The 17,611-nt window shown below is 64.5% G+C and carries 15 protein-coding genes; 8 read left to right on the top strand and 7 right to left on the bottom strand.

Features of this window, described 5'->3' with window-relative positions; translation table 11 throughout:
- Positions 1-7: 7 nt before the first annotated feature.
- Positions 8-1,168: a Do family serine endopeptidase gene (locus BMI88_RS13340; RefSeq protein ID WP_078549381.1), complete on the bottom strand. Its 1,161-nt coding sequence runs from the start codon at positions 1,166-1,168 to the stop codon at positions 8-10.
- A gap of 165 nt (positions 1,169-1,333) precedes the next feature.
- Between BMI88_RS13340 and BMI88_RS13335 the strand changes: the two genes are divergently transcribed.
- Together BMI88_RS13335 and BMI88_RS13330 are read left to right on the top strand one after the other, a co-directional pair.
- Entirely contained in the window at positions 1,334-2,005 is a 672-nt protein-coding gene (locus BMI88_RS13335) for a response regulator transcription factor (protein ID WP_075776881.1), read from the top strand.
- Positions 2,005-3,384: a HAMP domain-containing sensor histidine kinase gene (locus BMI88_RS13330; protein WP_078549379.1), complete on the top strand. Its 1,380-nt coding sequence runs from the start codon at positions 2,005-2,007 to the stop codon at positions 3,382-3,384. The genes BMI88_RS13335 and BMI88_RS13330 overlap by 1 nt, the downstream gene beginning before the upstream one ends.
- Here the strand turns inward: BMI88_RS13330 and BMI88_RS13325 are convergent.
- A complete protein-coding gene (locus BMI88_RS13325; protein WP_348638894.1) occupies positions 3,372-4,586 on the bottom strand; it encodes an ROK family protein in 1,215 nt (404 codons plus the stop codon). The genes BMI88_RS13330 and BMI88_RS13325 overlap by 13 nt on opposite strands.
- A 186-nt stretch (positions 4,587-4,772) precedes the next feature.
- On the opposite strand from BMI88_RS13325, the gene BMI88_RS13320 reads away from it, so the two are divergent.
- From BMI88_RS13320 to BMI88_RS13310, 3 genes are all read left to right on the top strand, one after another.
- On the top strand, positions 4,773-5,783 hold the full coding sequence (locus tag BMI88_RS13320) for a sugar ABC transporter substrate-binding protein (RefSeq protein ID WP_078521667.1): 1,011 nt from the start codon (positions 4,773-4,775) through the stop codon (positions 5,781-5,783).
- A 101-nt stretch (positions 5,784-5,884) separates the two neighbouring features.
- Complete coding sequence (locus BMI88_RS13315) at positions 5,885-6,961, top strand: ABC transporter permease (RefSeq protein WP_078521410.1); 1,077 nt, start codon at positions 5,885-5,887, stop codon at positions 6,959-6,961.
- Complete coding sequence (locus BMI88_RS13310) at positions 6,958-7,740, top strand: ATP-binding cassette domain-containing protein (RefSeq protein WP_078542575.1); 783 nt, start codon at positions 6,958-6,960, stop codon at positions 7,738-7,740. The genes BMI88_RS13315 and BMI88_RS13310 overlap by 4 nt, the downstream gene beginning before the upstream one ends.
- A gap of 291 nt (positions 7,741-8,031) precedes the next feature.
- On the opposite strand, the gene ccrA is transcribed toward BMI88_RS13310, so the two are convergent.
- Positions 8,032-9,324, bottom strand: a complete 1,293-nt coding sequence (ccrA, locus tag BMI88_RS13305) for a crotonyl-CoA carboxylase/reductase (protein WP_078542614.1) — start codon at positions 9,322-9,324, stop codon at positions 8,032-8,034.
- 294 nt (positions 9,325-9,618) lie between these two features.
- On the opposite strand from ccrA, the gene BMI88_RS13300 reads away from it, so the two are divergent.
- The 3 genes from BMI88_RS13300 to BMI88_RS13290 all read left to right on the top strand — a co-directional run bounded on the left by BMI88_RS13300 (position 9,619) and on the right by BMI88_RS13290 (position 14,045).
- Complete coding sequence (locus BMI88_RS13300; RefSeq protein WP_078549808.1) at positions 9,619-11,589, top strand: protein meaA; 1,971 nt, start codon at positions 9,619-9,621, stop codon at positions 11,587-11,589.
- 144 nt (positions 11,590-11,733) lie between these two features.
- Positions 11,734-13,278, top strand: a complete 1,545-nt coding sequence (locus BMI88_RS13295) for an AAA family ATPase (protein ID WP_078549375.1) — start codon at positions 11,734-11,736, stop codon at positions 13,276-13,278.
- A 50-nt stretch (positions 13,279-13,328) separates the two neighbouring features.
- Positions 13,329-14,045: an SDR family oxidoreductase gene (locus tag BMI88_RS13290; RefSeq protein WP_078549372.1), complete on the top strand. Its 717-nt coding sequence runs from the start codon at positions 13,329-13,331 to the stop codon at positions 14,043-14,045.
- Here BMI88_RS13290 and BMI88_RS13285 read toward each other — a convergent pair.
- The 4 genes from BMI88_RS13285 to BMI88_RS13270 all read right to left on the bottom strand — a co-directional run bounded on the left by BMI88_RS13285 (position 14,042) and on the right by BMI88_RS13270 (position 17,611).
- Positions 14,042-14,866: a TIGR02186 family protein gene (locus tag BMI88_RS13285; protein ID WP_078549806.1), complete on the bottom strand. Its 825-nt coding sequence runs from the start codon at positions 14,864-14,866 to the stop codon at positions 14,042-14,044. The genes BMI88_RS13290 and BMI88_RS13285 overlap by 4 nt on opposite strands.
- Complete coding sequence (locus tag BMI88_RS13280) at positions 14,866-15,783, bottom strand: sulfite exporter TauE/SafE family protein (RefSeq protein WP_078521398.1); 918 nt, start codon at positions 15,781-15,783, stop codon at positions 14,866-14,868. Before BMI88_RS13280 ends, BMI88_RS13285 begins: the two co-directional genes overlap by 1 nt.
- 78 nt (positions 15,784-15,861) lie before the next feature.
- Complete coding sequence (locus BMI88_RS13275; RefSeq protein ID WP_078549369.1) at positions 15,862-16,662, bottom strand: purine-nucleoside phosphorylase; 801 nt, start codon at positions 16,660-16,662, stop codon at positions 15,862-15,864.
- Positions 16,646-17,611, bottom strand: coding sequence for an ABC transporter permease (locus tag BMI88_RS13270; RefSeq protein WP_078549367.1), 966 nt, complete (start codon positions 17,609-17,611; stop codon positions 16,646-16,648). Before BMI88_RS13270 ends, BMI88_RS13275 begins: the two co-directional genes overlap by 17 nt.

Raw genomic sequence — 17,611 nt, 5'->3', positions numbered from 1 at the left:
TCAAGTATTACGACTTGGTCTTCTCGGTGGGCCGCTCATCAAGAGTGACGGAGAGCGTGAGCGGCTTGTTCGCGCGCAGCAGCGAGAGCTGCACTTCGGTGCCCGGCGCGTCGGACCCGATCGCACGGGTCAGATCGCGGGGCTCTTTCATCGGCTTGCCATCGACGCCGACGATGATGTCGCCGCGCTTCAGGCCAGCTTTCTTCGCGGGCGTATCGGACGACACATCGGCCACGAGGACGCCTTCGGGTTTGTCGAGACCCAGCGCCGCGGCGATGTCCTCGCTGACCGGCTGGATCTGCACGCCGAGGAAGCCGCGCTTGACGGTGCCGTCGTTCTGCAGATCGGCGACGACGCCCTTGATCGTGTCGGAGGGCACCGAGAAACCGATCCCGACGGAACCGCCGGTGGGCGACAGGATCGCGGTGTTCATGCCGATCACTTCGCCTTGGGCATCAAAGAGCGGGCCACCCGAGTTGCCTTTGTTGATGGCTGCATCGGTCTGGATGTAGTTATCGAACGGGCCCGATTTCAAGTCGCGGCCCTTGGCCGAGACGATGCCGGTCGACACGGAGGTGCCAAGGCCGAACGGGTTGCCGATTGCCACGACGGGCTCGCCGACCTGTGCGGTCTGGCTGTCGCCGAAGCCCACGGTCGGCAGGTCCTTGTCGGTATCGACCTTGACCACGGCGATATCGGTGGCCTTGTCTTCGCCGATCACTTTCGCATCCGCGGTCGAGCCGTCGGAGAAGGTGACCTTCACGCTCTCGGCGCCGTCGACGACGTGGGCGTTGGTGACGATATGGCCGTCTTTCTGGATGATGAAGCCGGTGCCGAGGCCAGTGATCTCAGGACGTTGCATCTGCTGGCCCTGACCGTTGGGACCCGGACCCATGTCGGGCATGCCGAAACGACGCTGGAAGAACTCGAAGGGGAAATCCTGCGGCATCCCCATCTGGGCCATTTCCTGATCGTTGGCCTGCTTCTTGATCTCGATGGTGACCACGGCGGGCATCACCTTCTTCACCAGATCGACGGTGTTGGTGAAGGTTTCGGCGGCGGCCACGTTCGGGACCAGTGCCAGACCGCTCGTCGCAACGGCGCCTGCGCCGAGCATGGCGGTGGTGGCGAGGGTGCGCAGCAGGGGGGCTTTGCGGAAGTCCTGCATGTTTCTCTCCTTGTTGACAGGTATGCACCCTATGTGAGGGCCTAGCCTGTCAGGGACTCTGCGGGAAGATTGCAGACCTGTTATCCTTTTCACCTTTAGGGGAGGGGTGCGTGACTTGTGCGGTGGCATCGGCGACATATGTCGCGAACCGAGAAAGCGAGTGCGATGAAACTGCTGTTGATCGAAGACGACGCGACCACCGCCGATTACGTGCTGCGGGGCCTGCGCGAAGAGGGCCATACGGTCGACCATCTCGCGAATGGCCGCGACGGGCTGACCCAAGCGCTGGGCGGCAGCTATGACGTGATGATCATCGACCGGATGCTGCCCGAGCTGGACGGTCTTTCGATTACCCGCGCGATCCGCGCCGCAAAGGTCACGACGCCGATTATCTTCCTGACCGCGATCGGCGGGGTGGATGACCGGATCGAGGGGCTCAACGCAGGCGCGGATGATTACCTCGTGAAACCCTTCGCCTTCGGCGAGCTCTCGGCGCGGCTCGCCGCATTGGCGCGCCGCCCGCAGGCGCAGTCGGAGCAGGTGATGCTGGAGGCAGGCGATCTGAAGATGGACCTGATCGCGCGCAAGGTAACGCGCGGCGGGCAGGAGATCGACCTTCTGCCTCGGGAGTTCTCGCTGTTGGAATTCCTGCTGCGCCGCAAGGGCCGGGTGCAGACCCGGACGATGTTGCTGGAGGGCGTGTGGGATCTGAATTTCGACCCGCAGACCAATGTGGTGGAGACCCATATCTCCCGGCTCCGGAACAAGGTCGACAAGCCGTTCGACCGTGACCTCATCCACACCGTGCGCGGCGCGGGCTACCGGATTGAGGGCTGATGAAGGCACGTCTGAACCGCGCGGAAATCCTTGCCTCGACGCCGCTGCGGCAGGCGCTGGGGTTGATGGGGATCGTCTTCGCGATCCTTCTGGTGACGCTGGGCTTTGCCTATGTCGCGCTGCGCTCCTCGACCGAGGATTCGATCCGTGCCGATCTCAAGCAGCAGACGGCGGTGTTTCAGGTCGCGGCCAACCCCGAGACTTTGTCGGTGATCGTCTCGGCGGAGGCGCGGGCCTCGGACCCGTCCGAGAGGGCGATCGCCTTCGTCATGTCGGACGGGCGGCAGGTCGGCAATGTGCGGGTCACGCATCAGGGCGACCGCTGGGTCATCTCGCGGCATCCCGAATATGCGCCGCTCTCGAAACATGGCTATTTCACTCTGACCATGCCGCTTGCGGGTGGTTTGCTGGTGATCGGGGAGAGCCGTGCGCCGATTGCGGAACTGACCTCGACCTTCCTCGCGATCCTCGTTTTCTCCTTTGTGCCGTCGCTGCTGGTCTCTGCGGCCTATGGCGCTTGGGTCGGGATGCGGGCGCGCAAGCGGGTGAGCGCGATCGAAGAGACGCTGGACGATCTGACCGAAGGGCGGCTGGAGGCGCGGGTGCCGCGCGACGAGGTGAAGGCCCGGAAAGGCGACGACCTCGCGCGGATCGGGGCGCGGCTGAACGTGATGGCCGAGACGCAGGAGGCGACGGTCGCGGCGCTGCGTCAGGTCTCCGCCGATATCGCGCATGATCTGAAGACGCCGATGCAGCGGATTTCTGTGCTGCTGTCGGAGCTGCAAGAGGCTTTGCCCGAGGACACGCCGCCCCGGACGCTGGCCGAGCAAGCGGGCACCGAGGCCGAACGCGCGGTGGCAGTGTTCCATTCTCTCCTGCGGATCGCGCAGATCGAGGGCGGCAGTCCGAAGGCGCGGTTCGCGCGGGTCGATCTGGGCGCGCTCGCGGCCGATATCACCGAGCTTTACGAGGCCAGTGCGGAAGAGGCGGGCGGGGCGCTGACCCTGCAACGGCCCAATGCGCCTCTGATGGTGCACGGCGACCGGGGCTTGCTGGGGCAGATGCTGTCGAACCTGATCGAGAACGCGATCCGTCACGGTGGGCCCGCGCCGCAGATCGCGGTGCGCCTGTCTCGCGAGCGCGGCGCAATCATTCTCAGCGTCGCCGATCATGGTCCCGGTATTCCTGCGGCGGAGCGCGAGAAGGTTCTGCGTAGGCTCTATCGGCTGGAACGCTCGCGCACGACGCCGGGCAATGGGCTGGGGCTTGCGCTGGTTCAGGCGGTGGCAGGGCTGCACGAGGCGGAGCTGGAGCTGTCCGACAACCAGCCCGGCCTGATCGTTTCGCTGTGCTTCGCCGCGCCGGGTCAGTCGGCCTGATCGGGCAGGTCGATCTCGGTCAGGAAACGCAGGCTCAGCGGTAGCGTCGCGGCCCCCAGTGCGCGGGCATCGGGGCCCACCTGACCCTCGCGTACGATCGGAATGCCCGCGCCCGAGAGGTTGATCTTCGCCAGTTCCGCTTCGGTGGCGGCGACGAGCCGCGCACGCAGATCGTCAGGCATCCAGCCGTCGATGACGATCGCATCGAGATCGCACAGCGCCGCCGAGGACGCGGCGACAGTCGCGAGACCGCGCGCCGCTTTCGCGAGCCAGTCCTCGACGATGTCTTCGGGAAGCTCCCACACATCGCGCCGCTCCCAGAGGAAGCTCGCATTGAGGCCACGCTCCGCCATGGCCGCTTCGATGGCTGAGAGCGAGGCCACGTCGAGCAATTGGCACTGGCCGCCGTGACCGTCGGGCACCGGCATCGAGGCAAGCGCGCCCGCATTGTTGTTGGGACCGGTCACAAGCGAGCCGTTCATCACCAGTCCTCCGCCCACGAAGAAGCCCACGAACGCATAGAGGAAATCGTCCGGCAGGGTCTGATCGCCCAGCAACAGCTCTGCCGAACAGGCGGCGGAGGCGTCGTTTTCCAGCACCACGGGGAACGGGTAGATCGTCTCCAGCTCGGCGCGGATGTCGCGTTCGCGCCAATCGGCCATCGCGCTTTCGTCCAGTCCGAGCGCGACCCCCCAGTCCCACATCCGGAACGGCGCGCCGATGCCGAGGCCCGAGATGCGCTCGCGTTTCGAGGCGGGCAATTCCGTCACCATCCGGGCGATCGCGTCGATGGCGAAGGCGATGGTGTCGGCTGCGGTGGGGTAGTCGTGGCGCGAGACGCTGCGCGAGATCGGCGTCCCCATCATGTCGATCAGGATCACTTCGCTGCGGCGACGTCCGACTTTCAGGCCCAGAAAATACGCGCCTTCCGGGTTCAGGCGCATCGGCACCGTGGGCTGACCGACCTTGCCGCGCACCGGGTCGCAGCGCAGCAGGAAACCTTCATCTTCGAGCGCACGCATGATGACGGAAACGGTCTGCGCCGAGAGGCCCGTCATCCGCGCGATCTCTGATTTCGCCAAGGCGCCACGGCGGCGAATCAGCGACATCACCAGCCGTTCGTTGCGGTTGCGCATCGAGGAATGATCCGTGCCAATTTTCACCGGGGCGGTCTTGATCATTTCCATTACGCGCTGGGGCACAGTTCATTCTCCGAGGCTGCTCGCGCTTAAGTTACGCTGAGTATTTATCGGCTTCCAGAGGGTGTTCTGTCAATTAATAAATCCACGTGATTTATCTATTGACGAGTCGCCCCGTCTTCGCACATGATTTGCCTCGAAGCCGATCGGAGAGACGGCTGAATTGTTTCTGGGAGGAGACCTGACATGATGAAGAAAACCGCAATTCTCGGTGCAACCGCGCTTGGCCTGATGGCGACGGGCGCTTGGGCGGAAACCACCGCCTGCCTGATCACCAAGACCGACACCAACCCGTTCTTCGTGAAGATGAAAGAGGGTGCCTCGGCCAAGGCCAAAGAGATGGGCATCACGCTCAACACCTATGCGGGCAAGCTCGACGGCGACGTGGAAAGCCAGGTCGCGGCGGTCGAAAGCTGCATCGCGGCAGGCGCCAAGGGTATCCTGATCACCCCGTCCGACAGCCGTGCGCTTGCGCCTGCGGTTACGAAGGCGCGCGAGGCCGGTGCGCTGGTGATCGCGCTCGACACCCCGTTCGAGCCCGCCGACACCGCCGATGCGACCTTCGCCACCGACAACTTCAAGGCAGGCGAGCTGATCGGTCAGTGGGCCAAGGCGAAAATGGGCGACAAGGCTGCGGATGCGAAGATCGGCTTCCTCGACCTCAACCCGAGCCAGGTCTCGGTCGATTACCTGCGCGATCAGGGCTTCATGAAGGGCTTCGGCATCGACATCAAAGACGAGAAGAAGATCGGCGACGAAGACGATCCGCGCATCGTCGGCCATGACGTGACCAACGGCAACGAGCAGGGCGGCCGCACCGCGATGGAGAACCTTCTCCAGAAGGATCCGGGCATCAACGTCGTCTACACGATCAACGAGCCCGCTGCCGCCGGTGCCTACGAGGCGCTGAAATCGGTCGGTATGCAGGATCAGGCGATCATCGTTTCGGTCGATGGCGGCTGCCCGGGCGTGCAGAACGTCAAGGAAGGCATCATTGGCGCGACCTCGATGCAGTTCCCGCTGAAGATGGCCTCGATGGGCATCGAAGCGATCGCGGCCTTCGCCAAGGACGGCACCAAGCCGCAGAACTCCGAAGGTCTCGATTTCTACAACACCGGCGTGACGCTGATCACCGACCAGCCGGTCGATGGCATCGACTCGATCTCGTCGGAAGAAGGCCTGAAGCAGTGCTGGGGCTGATCCCCGCCTGAAAGACCGGAAGGGCCGCCCCGCGCGGTGGCCCTTTCCTTTGGGCCGCGTGACGGCCCTTCACCCCACATTGCACAAAGAGGATGACGGACATGACCCAGACCGTTCCGCCTCGCGGCCAGTCCTTCGAGCACGGCCTCGACCAAAGCGACAAGACCGTCGCGGCCTTCAAGAGTAAGAAACGCGGGCTTCTCGGCACGATCCAGCACGGGCTGCACGGCAATCCGACGATGGTGCCGGTGATCGTGCTGCTGTTGTCCGTCGCCGTGTTCGGCCTGGTCGCAGGGGGCAAGTTCTTCTCGGCCTTCAACCTGACCCTGATCATGCAGCAGGTCTCGATCATCGGGATGCTGGCTGCGGCGCAATCGCTGATCATCCTGACCGCAGGCATCGACCTGTCGGTGGCCGCGATCATGGTGCTGATGTCGGTGATCGCCGGCAACCTTGCCGTCTACATGGGCGTGCCCGCACCGATCGCGCTACTGATTTCCTTCGCAGGCGGCACCGGCGCCGGTTTGCTGAACGGCTTCCTCGTCACCAAGGTGAAACTGCCGCCCTTCATCACCACGCTCGGCACCTGGTCGATCTTCTACGCGCTCAACCTGTGGCTTTCGGGCGCGCAGTCGATCCGCTCGCAGGATATCGACAAGTTCGCGCCCCTTCTGAAATTCTTCGGCAACACGATTACCGTCGGCAATGCGCGGCTGACCTATGGGTCGGTCCTGATGGTCGTGGTGTTCCTCGTGCTCTGGTATCTGCTGAACAAGACCGCCTGGGGCCGCCACGTCTATGCCGTGGGCGACGACAAGGAGGCGGCGGAACTCGCGGGCATCCGCACCGACCGCACGCTGCTGTCGGTCTACGGTCTCGCCGGTCTCGTCTGCGCGATCGCAGCCTGGGCGTCGATCGGCCGCGTGGGCTCGATCTCGCCGCAGGCCTTCTACGAGGCGAACCTGCATTCCATCACCGCCGTGGTGATCGGGGGCATCTCGCTCTTCGGCGGGCGCGGCTCGATCCTCGGCGCATTGTTCGGGGCGCTGATCGTGGGCGTGTTCCAGTCGGGGCTGCGGCTCGCGAATGTGGACGTGCTCTGGCAGGTCTTCGCCATCGGCTGGCTCATCATCATCGCGGTCGCTATCGACCAATGGATCAGAAAGGTTTCGGCATGACGCAAGAACCCATTCTCACCGCACGCGGTCTGGTCAAACGCTATGGCCGCGTCACCGCCCTCGACGAGTGCGACTTCGATCTCTACCCGGGCGAAATCCTTGCCGTGATCGGCGATAACGGGGCCGGGAAATCCTCGCTCATCAAGGCGATCTCCGGGGCCGTTACGGCCGACGAGGGCGAGATCAAGCTCGAAGGCAAGCCGATCTCCTTCAAGAGCCCGCTGGAGGCGCAGGATGCCGGGATCGCGACGGTCTACCAGACGCTCGCGCTCTCTCCCGCGCTGTCGATCGTGGACAACATGTTCGTCGGGCGCGAGTTGCGCCGCGCCGGTCCGATGGGCAAATGGCTGCGGATGCTCGACAAGCCCGCGATGCGTGCCTTCGCCCGAGAGAAGCTCAACGATCTGGGGCTGGCGACCATTCAGGACATCGATCAGGCGGTCGAGACGCTGTCGGGTGGTCAGCGTCAGGGCGTGGCGGTGGCCCGTGCTGCGGCCTTCGGGTCGAAAGTGATCATCATGGACGAGCCGACGGCGGCGCTGGGCGTGAAGGAAAGCCGTCAGGTGCTGAACCTGATCCTCGATCTCAAGGCAAAAGGTCTGCCGATCATCCTGATCTCGCACAACATGCCGCACGTCTTCGAGGTGGCGGATCGTGTCCACGTCCACCGGCTGGGCAAGCGGCTTTGCGTGATCGATCCGAAGAACCATTCGATGTCGGATGCGGTGGCCTACATGACCGGCGCGAAGCAGCCCGACGACGTTAACGAGGCAGCCTGACAACCGGTGGTACGAGTGGGAAGCGTCCGGTCCGAAAGGCCGGGCGTTTTTCTTTTGGGCTGCGTCCTTGGCGCGGGGCGAAGAGCCCCGGGCCGCGCCCGACCCTCACCACGGGAGGGCGCATTGGCGATGTCAGCGCGGGCACGAAGGGCCGACGGGTTCGTGAGTTAAAGCACCCAGCCGCGAACCGGACAAAGCGCCCACCCAAGGCTCGGGCGCGTCCCTCACCCAAAAAATAGAAAAACCCGCGCCCTCCCGAGCGCGGGTTTCCCGTGAAACAACAACGGGTCGTCAGTTGCGGCGACCCGCTTCCAGCGCGTCCTCGAAGGTACGCAGCCCGGTTTTCGGGGCCTGAACCAGCACCGCCATGTTGCCCGGCTTATGCTCGTTGCGCAGCATCTTGGTATGGGCCTGCGGGATCTGATCCCACGGGAAGACCTCGGACATGCAGGGGTCCAGACGCCGCTCCACCATCAGCTTGTTGGCCGAGGCCGCCTGCTTGAGGTTGGCGAAGTGCGAACCCTGCAGGCGCTTCTGGTGCATCCACATGTAGCGCACGTCGAAGGTGCAGTTGAAGCCCGAGGTGCCGGCGCAGATCACGACCATGCCGCCCTTCTTCACGATCAGCGTCGAGACCGGGAAGGTCGCTTCGCCGGGGTGTTCGAAGACCATGTCCACGTTCACGCCCTTGCCGGTGATGTCCCAGATCGCCTTGCCGAATTTGCGGGCCTCTTTCAGCCACTCGTTATATTCCGGCGTGTTGACCGTGGGCAGCTGACCCCAGCATTTGAAGTCCTTGCGGTTGATCACGCCCTTGGCGCCCTGATCCATCACGAACTGACGCTTGCTCTCGTCCGAGATCACGCCGATCGCATTGGCGCCCGCGGTGTTCGCAAGCTGGATCGCGTAGGAACCCAGACCGCCCGAGGCGCCCCAGACCAGCACGTTCTGGCCGGGCTTGAGCTCATGCGGGTGGTGACCGAACAGCATCCGGTAGGCGGTGGCCAGCGTCAGCGTGTAGCAGGCGGCCTCTTCCCAGGTCAGGTGCTTCGGGCGCGGCATCAACTGCTGCGCCTGCACGCGGGTGAACTGCGAGAACGAGCCGTCATGCGTCTCGTAGCCCCAGATCCGCTGGGAGGGAGAGAACATCGGGTCGCCGCCGTTGCACTCTTCGTCGTCGCCATCGTCCTGGTTGCAGTGGATTACCACCTCGTCGCCGACTTTCCAGCGTTTGACCTTGTCGCCCACCTTCCAGACGATGCCCGACGCGTCCGAGCCTGCGATGTGATAGGGCTGCTTGTGACCGTCGAAGGGCGAGATCGGCACGCCGAGACCGGCCCAGACGCCGTTATAGTTCACGCCCGCGGCCATCACGAGAACGAGCACTTCGTGGCTGTCGATCTCCCAGGTGTCGACGACTTCCTGCTGGAACGACTGCTCGGGCTCGCCATGGCGTTCGCGACGGATCGCCCAAGCGTACATTTTCGGGGGGACGTAGCCGAGGGGCGGCATCTCGCCGATCTCGTAAAGGTCCTTCTCCGGCGCATCGTAGGGCGCGATACCGGTTTCCTGATCAAGGGCCATGGCTTTCTCCTGTCTGTCCTTGCCGCGCCGCAGAATCGGGCGGTGTTCGTTCAGAGGGATACGCATGGCTGCGCAACTTTTCAATCCCTGACGTTCCGTTTTTGTAATTTTATGTCCCTCTCGATTTTCGAGCTGCGAGCAAACTCTTATTTATAAAGCTTCGCGTCGCGGACGCTGCGTGAAACCAGTCACGCCGCGTTGCAGCGAATTGACAGGATCACAAAATTCAATTTAAACCATCTCAACGCGCAACAATATTGCGCAACGAAGATTCGTATTCCGATGGAGGCCGCCATGACCGACACGATGCCCGCCAAAGACCGCCCCTGGCTGTTTCGCACCTATGCGGGCCATTCCACGGCCTCCGCCTCGAACGCGCTCTATCGCAACAACCTCTCCAAGGGGCAGACGGGGCTTTCGGTGGCTTTCGATTTGCCGACCCAGACCGGCTATGACAGCGATCATGTCCTGTCGCGCGGCGAGGTGGGCAAGGTCGGCGTGCCGGTCTGCCATCTGGGCGACATGCGTGCGCTGTTCGATGAGATCCCGCTCGAGCAGATGAACACTTCGATGACGATCAACGCGACCGCGCCGTGGCTCTTGTCGCTCTATATCGCTGTGGCCGAGGAGCAGGGTGCGGATGTGTCGAAGCTGCAGGGGACGGTTCAGAACGATCTGGTGAAGGAATACCTCTCGCGCGGCACCTATATCTGCCCGCCGAAGCCCTCGCTCGCGATGATCACCGATGTCGCGGCCTATACCCGCGAGCACCTGCCGAAATGGAACCCGATGAACGTCTGTTCCTATCATCTGCAGGAAGCCGGGGCGACGCCGCAGCAGGAGCTGGCCTTCGCGCTCGCGACCGCGATTGCGGTGCTGGATGATCTGAAAACCAAGGTGCCGGAAGAGGCTTTCCCCGCGATGGTCGGGCGCATCTCCTTCTTCGTGAATGCGGGCATCCGCTTCGTTACCGAGATGTGCAAGATGCGCGCCTTCACCGAGCTGTGGGACGAGATCTGCCGTGACCGCTACGGCGTCGAGGACGAAAAATTCCGCCGTTTCCGCTATGGCGTGCAGGTGAACTCGCTCGGCCTGACCGAACAGCAGCCCGAGAACAACGTCTACCGCATCCTGATCGAGATGCTGGCCGTGACGCTGTCGAAGAACGCGCGCGCCCGCGCCGTGCAGCTGCCCGCGTGGAACGAAGCGCTCGGCCTGCCGCGCCCGTGGGATCAGCAATGGTCGCTCCGGATGCAGCAGATCATGGCCTATGAGACCGACCTTCTGGAATATGGCGATCTCTTCGACGGCAACCCGGCGGTGAGTGCGAAGGTCGAGGCGCTGAAGGACGGCGCGCGGGCTGAGCTGGAAACGCTCGACGGTATGGGCGGGGCGATTGCCGCGATCGACTACATGAAGTCGCGTCTGGTGGAATCGAACGCCGCGCGGATCAACCGCATCGAGGCCGAGGAAACCATCGTCGTCGGCGTGAACCGCTGGCAGCAGGGCGAGCCCTCGCCGCTGACCGCAGGCGATGGCGGCATCATGGTCGTCGACCCGGCGGTGGAGCAGGAGCAGATCGACCGTCTGAATGCCTGGCGCGCCGAGCGTGACGAGGCCGCGGTGCAGGCGGCGCTGGCTCAGCTCAAGGCGGACGCGAAGGCTGGCAAGAATATCATGGAAGCTTCGATCGCTGCCGCGAAAGCGGGCGCGACGACGGGCGAATGGGCGGGCGTGATGCGCGCCGTCCATGGCGAGTATCGCGGCCCCACGGGGGTCTCGCGCTCGCCCTCGAACCAGACCGAAGGGCTCGACGATATCCGCGAGGCCGTGGATGCGGTCAGCTCGCAGCTGGGCCGTCGCCTGAAATTCCTCGTCGGCAAACCGGGCCTCGACGGCCATTCGAACGGCGCCGAGCAGATCGCCTTCCGCGCCCGCGATTGCGGCATGGACATCACCTATGACGGCATTCGCCTGACGCCGGAACAGATCGTCGCCAAAGCCATCGAGGACGAGGCGCATGTGGTGGGGCTGTCGATCCTGTCGGGCTCGCATATGCCCCTGATCGAGGAGTTGATGGAGCGGATGCGCGCCGCTGGCCTCGACCATGTCCCGGTCGTCGTCGGCGGGATCATCCCGGATGAGGACGCCAAGAAGCTCCTGAGCTTCGGCGTGGCGCGCGTCTACACGCCCAAGGATTTCGAGCTGAACCGGATCATGATGGATATCGTGACGCTCGCGACCCCGGCCGAGAAAGCCGCCTGAGCGCGCAGCCCGTTTGGGATCGGGAAGAAGCGGCGTCTTCTTCTCGACCCAAATATTCCCGCCGGAGGCTCCCGGCGTCGGACCCCGCGAAAACCGAGCCCTTTCGCCCTTCCGCCCGCCAAGGCGCGCAGGTAAGGTCGCGCCATGACGACCCCCATGATCCAGTTTTCCGAGGACCAGGCCGAGGCTTGGGATGCCGTTGCTTCCGCGCTCGAGGCGGCGGGGGTCGATATTCTCGAAGGCTCGATGACGCCGGAAAGCGGCAGCAATCGCGTGCTTTCGGTGATCGGCAAGGCGGGGTCGGGCAAGACGCTGCTTCTGGCGGAGTTGTACAAGGCGCTGGAGGCGGCAGGCGTCGATCTGGTCTCGGGCGATTTCGAGGGTAAGAGGCGCCGCGAAAAGCGCACGCTGGCGATCCTCGCGCCCACGAACAAGGCGGCGAGCGTATTGCGGTCGCGTGGCGTGCCCGCGACGACGATCCACCGCATTCTCTACACGCCGGTCTACGATCCCGAATATGAGCGGATCGCGGAATGGCTGACCGGGCAGGGCGAGCGGCCCAAGCCCGAATTGCTGATCGAGATGGGCCTGACCGAAGCGACGCTCGACCGGGCGAAAGCCTTCTACGATCTGCACAAATCGATCCCGGCGGCGCTGGCCTCGGCGGGGCTGCGCGGCTCGGATTTCATCAATGGCTGGAAGCGGCGCGAAGACCCGCTCGATATCGGGTTTGTCGATGAGGCCTCGATGCTGGATGAGCGTCAGTTCGACGACCTGCGCGAAATTTTCCCGACGCTGGTGCTGTTCGGCGACCCGGCGCAGTTGGCGCCCGTGAACCAGTCGGGCGAGATGGTCTTCGAGCGTTTGCCCGACGAGCGCAAACACATCCTGCACCGCATCCACCGGCAGGCCGAGGATAACCCGATCCTCGATCTGGCGCATATGCTGGGCGATGAGAGCGTGACCTTCGAGCAGTTCGAGCGCGAGATCGAAAAGGCCGCCGCCAAGGATGACCGCGTCGTCTGGGCCGAGCGGGTGGAGAGCGATCTGATGGCGCGTTCGCCGGTGCTGGTCTGGCGCAACGCCACACGCATCCGGCTGATCCACGCCTTCCGCGCCGCGCATTCCGCGCCAGCCGACATGATGCTGCCGGGCGAGCCCTTGATCTGCGACGGGATCGAACTGCCGGTGAAGCACCGCAAGAAGCGGATCGATCTGGAGGCGCGCGGCCTGATCAAGGGCGCGCAGGTGATCTATCTCGGCCCCGGCAAGAAGCCCGGTTTCTCGCGGCTGCATGTGATGGGGGCGGAAGACCCGCGGCTCTCGGCGGCCTCGATCGTGAAGATCGAAATGCCGGACGAGGAGGAGCCGTTCATTCCTTTCGCGGCCCGGATGGGCGCGACCTTCCTGCATGGCGCTGCGGTGACGATCCACAAGGCGCAGGGCTCGCAATGGGAAGACGTGCAGGTCTTCGCGCCGGATATCTATGCGGCCTACCGGGCAGGGCGTATCGAGGCGGGCATCCCGCTGTGGAAGCGGCTGGCCTATGTCGCGATCACCCGGGCGCAGCATCGGCTCTTGTGGGTGGTGCGGGCGCGGCTGGCGCGGCCCTCGGCGCCGCTGACCATTGACGATCTGCCGAAAGGCGGCGGTAAGCTGGAACTGAAAGCCGAACCGCAGGACGGATAGGGCAGGAGCCTCCGGCGGGGATATTTGAGCCAAGGCGAAGGAGGGGCGAGATGGGCGTGATGGTGGTGACCGGGGCGAGCGCCGGGATCGGGCGCGCAGTGGCAGAGACCGCGCTGGCCGAGGGCTGGCAGGTCGCCTGTCTGGCGCGCTCGGAGGACAAGCTGGCGGAGAGCGCCGCGCAAGGCGACGGGCTGGCCGTGGCCTGCGACGTGAGCGATGCGGCAGCGGTGGAGCGCGCCTTCGCCGAGGTGGTCGCCAGGTTCGGCCGGATCGACGTGCTGTTCAACAATGCCGGGATGTTCCCGCCTGCGGCCTTGCCCGACGAGGTTACGCTGGAGGATTGGGATGCCTGTATCGCGGTGAATCTGACGGGTATGTTCCTGTGTGCCCGCGCCGCTTTCGCGCAGATGCGAGGGCAGGCGCCGCGCGGCGGACGGATCATCAATAACGGCTCGATCTCGGGGCAGGTGCCGCGCGCGAAATCGCTCGCCTATACGACCACCAAACACGCGATCAACGGTATGACCAAGCAGATCGCGCTGGACGGGCGCGATTTCGACATCGCCTGCGGGCAGATCGACGTCGGCAACGCGCGCACCGGGTTGCTGGCCAATATCGATGCCGCAGCGACAAAGACGGCGGAGCCCACGATGGACGTGGCCAATGTCGCGCGCTCGGTGCTGCACATGGCCGGGCTGCCGCTTGAGGCGAATGTGCTCAACATGACGGTGATGGCGAGCGCGATGCCCTTCGTCGGGCGCGGTTAACGCACGAAGCGGAAGATCGCGGCGGCGGCCCAGCCTGCGAAGACGGCAAGCGCCAGCGACAAGAGCCCGTAGAGCGCCGCGTTCTCATGCGCGAGCGTGTAGAGCCAGCGCTCCAGCCCGACTTTGCGCACCTCGATCGCGGATTGGTATTTGTCCACCAGCTTGCCGTCGCGCAGCAGGAAGATACGCGTCTTGTAATCGCCCTCGGTGAGGTTCGCAGGCAGCGCGAAATCGGCGCGGAACAGCGTGTTATCCACGATATGCACGCCGCCGGTCTCGAGTTTGTAGAGCCCCTGTTCCTTTCGGATATCGACGAGCGCCTCGGTGAAGGGGATCGAATCGTCGACGGTGATCGGACCGGAGAAAGCGCGCATCGCGAGCGGAATCGAGATCCGCTGCTGGGTGTCGGTGCGCCGATCGAGGATATCGCCGAGCGGGCCGGAGGTGGCGACGGCGTAATAGCTGGGGGCAGCGGCGACGCCGACCGAAGCCGTGTTCACCCAGATCCCGAATTCACGCGATTTCTTGCGGATGGTGACCGGGCCGAGCGGCCCTTCGAGCGTCACGATCACGGCGAGCTTCTGCCCTTCGGGCTCCGGCTTCTCGCGTTTGATGGCGCCGTAGATCAGGATCTGGCTGCCGTCGAACGAAGTGGTGATCCCGATATTGTCGCGGCTGAGGCCTGCCACGATCTGCTCATCGGGTTCGGGGCGATTGGTGATCGGCATTCCCGGACGCGCGGGCAGAACCTGTTGGTCCTGTGCCAGAGCGGGCAGGGCGACAGCACAGAGGCCGAGGGCGAGGAGGGCGGCTCGGATCATCATTCGCCCCCCGTCGCGATGGAGTAGAGGTTGCTCGGATGAAGCACGAGGTCGAGGCCGAGCTTGCCGGCGACGATGATCACCAGTAGCGCCAGCAGAATGCGCAGCTGTTCCGCCTTCAGGCGCGCGCCGAGACGCGAGCCGATCTGCGCGCCGATCACGCCGCCGACGATCAGCAGGAGCGCCAGCATCACGTCGACCGTCTGGTTGGTGATCGCGTGCATCAGCGTGGTGAAGGCCGAGACGAACAGGATCTGGAACAGCGAGGTGCCGATCACGACCTTGGTCGGCATGTTGAGCAGATAGATCATCGCCGGAACCATGATGAAGCCGCCGCCGACGCCCATGATCGCTGCGAGGATACCGACCGCGACACCGACCAGCAGCGGCGGGATCACCGAGATATAGAGGCCCGAGGCGCGGAACTTGAACTTGAAGGGCAGCTTGTGGACCCAAGTGTGCTGCACGCGTTTCTTGCGCACGCCACCGCCCTTGCGCTGCTTTTGGATGGTGCGGATGCCCTCTTGCAGCATCAGAAGGCCGATCAGGCCGAGGAAGACGACGTAGCAAAGCTGCACCGCGAGATCGATCTGGCCCAGCTCGGTCAGCAGGTTGAAGACGTAGATGCCGCTGGCCGAGCCGAGCAGGCCGCCCACCAGCAGCACGAGCCCCATCGGAATGTCGACCGCCTTGCGTTTGAGCTGCGCCAGAACGCCCGACACGGACGAGGCGACAACTTGGTTCGCGCCGGTGGCCACGGCGACGGAAGGGGGGATGCCGATGAAGAACAGAAGCGGGGTGATCAGGAAGCCGCCGCCCACGCCGAACAGGCCCGAGAGCAGCCCCACGATGCCGCCGAGCCCCAGCAGGGTGAAGATATTGACCGAGACTTCGGCGATGGGCAGGTAGATCTGCATGAACTGCACCCGCTGAGGAGGTTGCATCGTTAGTGTCCCCGAAGGGCAGGCGAAGTCAAACCCCGCCGTGCCGCGGGGTTACAACTGTTGCAGATATCGTCGCAAAACCTGTTCGAGCTTGGCCGCGCCCATGGGCGCGATCGCCTTGGTCTGCTCGTGGCTGATATTCTCCTGTGCCATGCCCGCCCCCATATTGGTGATGACGGAGACGGCGGCCACGCGCAGCCCGAGGAAGCGCGCAAGGATCACTTCCGGCACGGTCGACATGCCCACCGCATCGGCGCCGAAGACTTTCGCGGCGCGGATTTCGGCGGGGGTTTCGAAGGTCGGGCCGGAGAACCAGCAATAGACCCCTTCGGGCAGTTCGATCCCTTCGGCCTTGGCGGCGGCTTTGAGCCCGGCGCGGATGTCCGGATCATGCGCCTCGGTCAGCGGCACGAAACGCGCATCCGAGGGCTCGCCGATCAGGGGATTGTTGCCCGAGAAGTTGATGTGATCGTTCAGCATCATCAGCCCGCCGGGCTGGATGTCCTCGCGCAGGCTGCCGGCCGCATTGGTCAGCAGCAGACTCTCGCAGCCGAGTTCCTTGAGGATCTCCAGCGGCAGGCGCATCTCGGCGGGATTGCCGTGTTCATAATAGTGAACCCGACCGCCGAAGACGGCCACGCGGATGCCTTCGAGCGTGCCGATCACCAGCTTCGGATTGTGCCCCGAGACGCCCGCATGAGGAAAGCCCGGAAGCTCCGAATAGGGGATCGCCACGCCCTCGATCTCCTCGGCCAGATGGCCGAGGCCGGAGCCGAGGATCAGGCCGAGGCGCGGGGCCTCGTCGCCCGCACGCTCGCGGATCAGTTGCGCGAGTTCAGCGCTCTTTGACATAGGGCTGCCCCCCTGCACGCGGCGGGATCGCCTTGCCGATGAAACCCGCGAGGATGATCACGGTGAGGATGTAGGGCACCGCCTGCATGAACTGGATCGGCAGGGTTACGACGCCCAGATCGATATTCGGATAGCGGTTCGAGATCGCTTCCAGCAGGCCGAAGAGCATCGTGGCCCCAAGTGCCGGAACCGGCCGCCATTTCGCGAAAATCAGAGCCGCCAGAGCAATATAGCCGCGCCCGGCGGTCATTTCCTTCACGAAGCCAGCCGCCAGACCGGTTGCCAGATAGACGCCGCCCAGACCCGCCAGAACGCCGGTGATGGCGACGGCGGTGTAGCGCATCCGAATGACCGAGATGCCTGCGGTGTCGACCGATTCCGGGTTCTCGCCCACCGCGCGCAGGCGCAGGCCGAAGCGGGTGCGGAACAGCACCCACCAGGTGATCGGCACCATCGCGAAGGCGACATAGACGAGGATCGAGTGTCCCGAGATCAGGTTCGAATAGATCGGACCGAGGAAGGGTACATCTTGGACCGCGTCGGCGCCGGGCAGGGTGATCGGATCGAAGCGCCCGTTGCCCGAGAGTTGCGGTGTGCGGCCGCCCTGATGGAACCAGCTTTGCGCGATCAGAACGGTAAAGCCCGAGGCAAGGAAGTTTACCGCGACGCCGGAAATCAGCTGATTGCCGCGGAAGGTGATCGAGGCGAGGCCGTGCACGAAGGCGAGGCTCATCGAGCCTCCGACGCCTGCGAGAAGGCCAAGCCACGCATTGCCCGTCACCGCCGCGACCGCGCCGGAGAAGAAGGCGGCCATCAGCATCTTGCCCTCGAGGCCGATGTCGAAGATGCCCGCGCGTTCCGAGAACAGGCCCGCGAGGCAGGCGAGCAGCAGCGGCGTGCCGAGGCGAACGGCGCTATCGAGAATTTCGATGATCGTTCCGAAATCCAT

This window comes from Thioclava sp. F36-6 (assembly GCF_002020305.1).
Classification (GTDB): Bacteria; Pseudomonadota; Alphaproteobacteria; order Rhodobacterales; family Rhodobacteraceae; genus Thioclava; species Thioclava sediminum.
Note: the sequence above shows the minus strand (reverse complement) of the source record. Positions and strands in the feature narration are given on the sequence as shown.

Bases quoted from the DNA above. Each gene is read 5' to 3' on its own strand.
- BMI88_RS13340 (WP_078549381.1), bottom strand. From the start codon at position 1,168: ATGCAGGACTTCCGCAAAGCCCCCCTGCTGCGCACCCTCGCCACCACC.
- BMI88_RS13335 (WP_075776881.1), top strand. From the start codon at position 1,334: ATGAAACTGCTGTTGATCGAAGACGACGCGACCACCGCCGATTACGTG.
- BMI88_RS13330 (WP_078549379.1), top strand. From the start codon at position 2,005: ATGAAGGCACGTCTGAACCGCGCGGAAATCCTTGCCTCGACGCCGCTG.
- BMI88_RS13320 (WP_078521667.1), top strand. From the start codon at position 4,773: ATGAAGAAAACCGCAATTCTCGGTGCAACCGCGCTTGGCCTGATGGCG.
- BMI88_RS13315 (WP_078521410.1), top strand. From the start codon at position 5,885: ATGACCCAGACCGTTCCGCCTCGCGGCCAGTCCTTCGAGCACGGCCTC.
- BMI88_RS13310 (WP_078542575.1), top strand. From the start codon at position 6,958: ATGACGCAAGAACCCATTCTCACCGCACGCGGTCTGGTCAAACGCTAT.
- ccrA (WP_078542614.1), bottom strand. From the start codon at position 9,324: ATGGCCCTTGATCAGGAAACCGGTATCGCGCCCTACGATGCGCCGGAG.
- BMI88_RS13300 (WP_078549808.1), top strand. From the start codon at position 9,619: ATGACCGACACGATGCCCGCCAAAGACCGCCCCTGGCTGTTTCGCACC.
- BMI88_RS13295 (WP_078549375.1), top strand. From the start codon at position 11,734: ATGACGACCCCCATGATCCAGTTTTCCGAGGACCAGGCCGAGGCTTGG.
- BMI88_RS13290 (WP_078549372.1), top strand. From the start codon at position 13,329: ATGGGCGTGATGGTGGTGACCGGGGCGAGCGCCGGGATCGGGCGCGCA.
- BMI88_RS13285 (WP_078549806.1), bottom strand. From the start codon at position 14,866: ATGATCCGAGCCGCCCTCCTCGCCCTCGGCCTCTGTGCTGTCGCCCTG.
- BMI88_RS13280 (WP_078521398.1), bottom strand. From the start codon at position 15,783: ATGCAGATCTACCTGCCCATCGCCGAAGTCTCGGTCAATATCTTCACC.
- BMI88_RS13275 (WP_078549369.1), bottom strand. From the start codon at position 16,662: ATGTCAAAGAGCGCTGAACTCGCGCAACTGATCCGCGAGCGTGCGGGC.
- BMI88_RS13270 (WP_078549367.1), bottom strand. From the start codon at position 17,611: ATGGATTTCGGAACGATCATCGAAATTCTCGATAGCGCCGTTCGCCTC.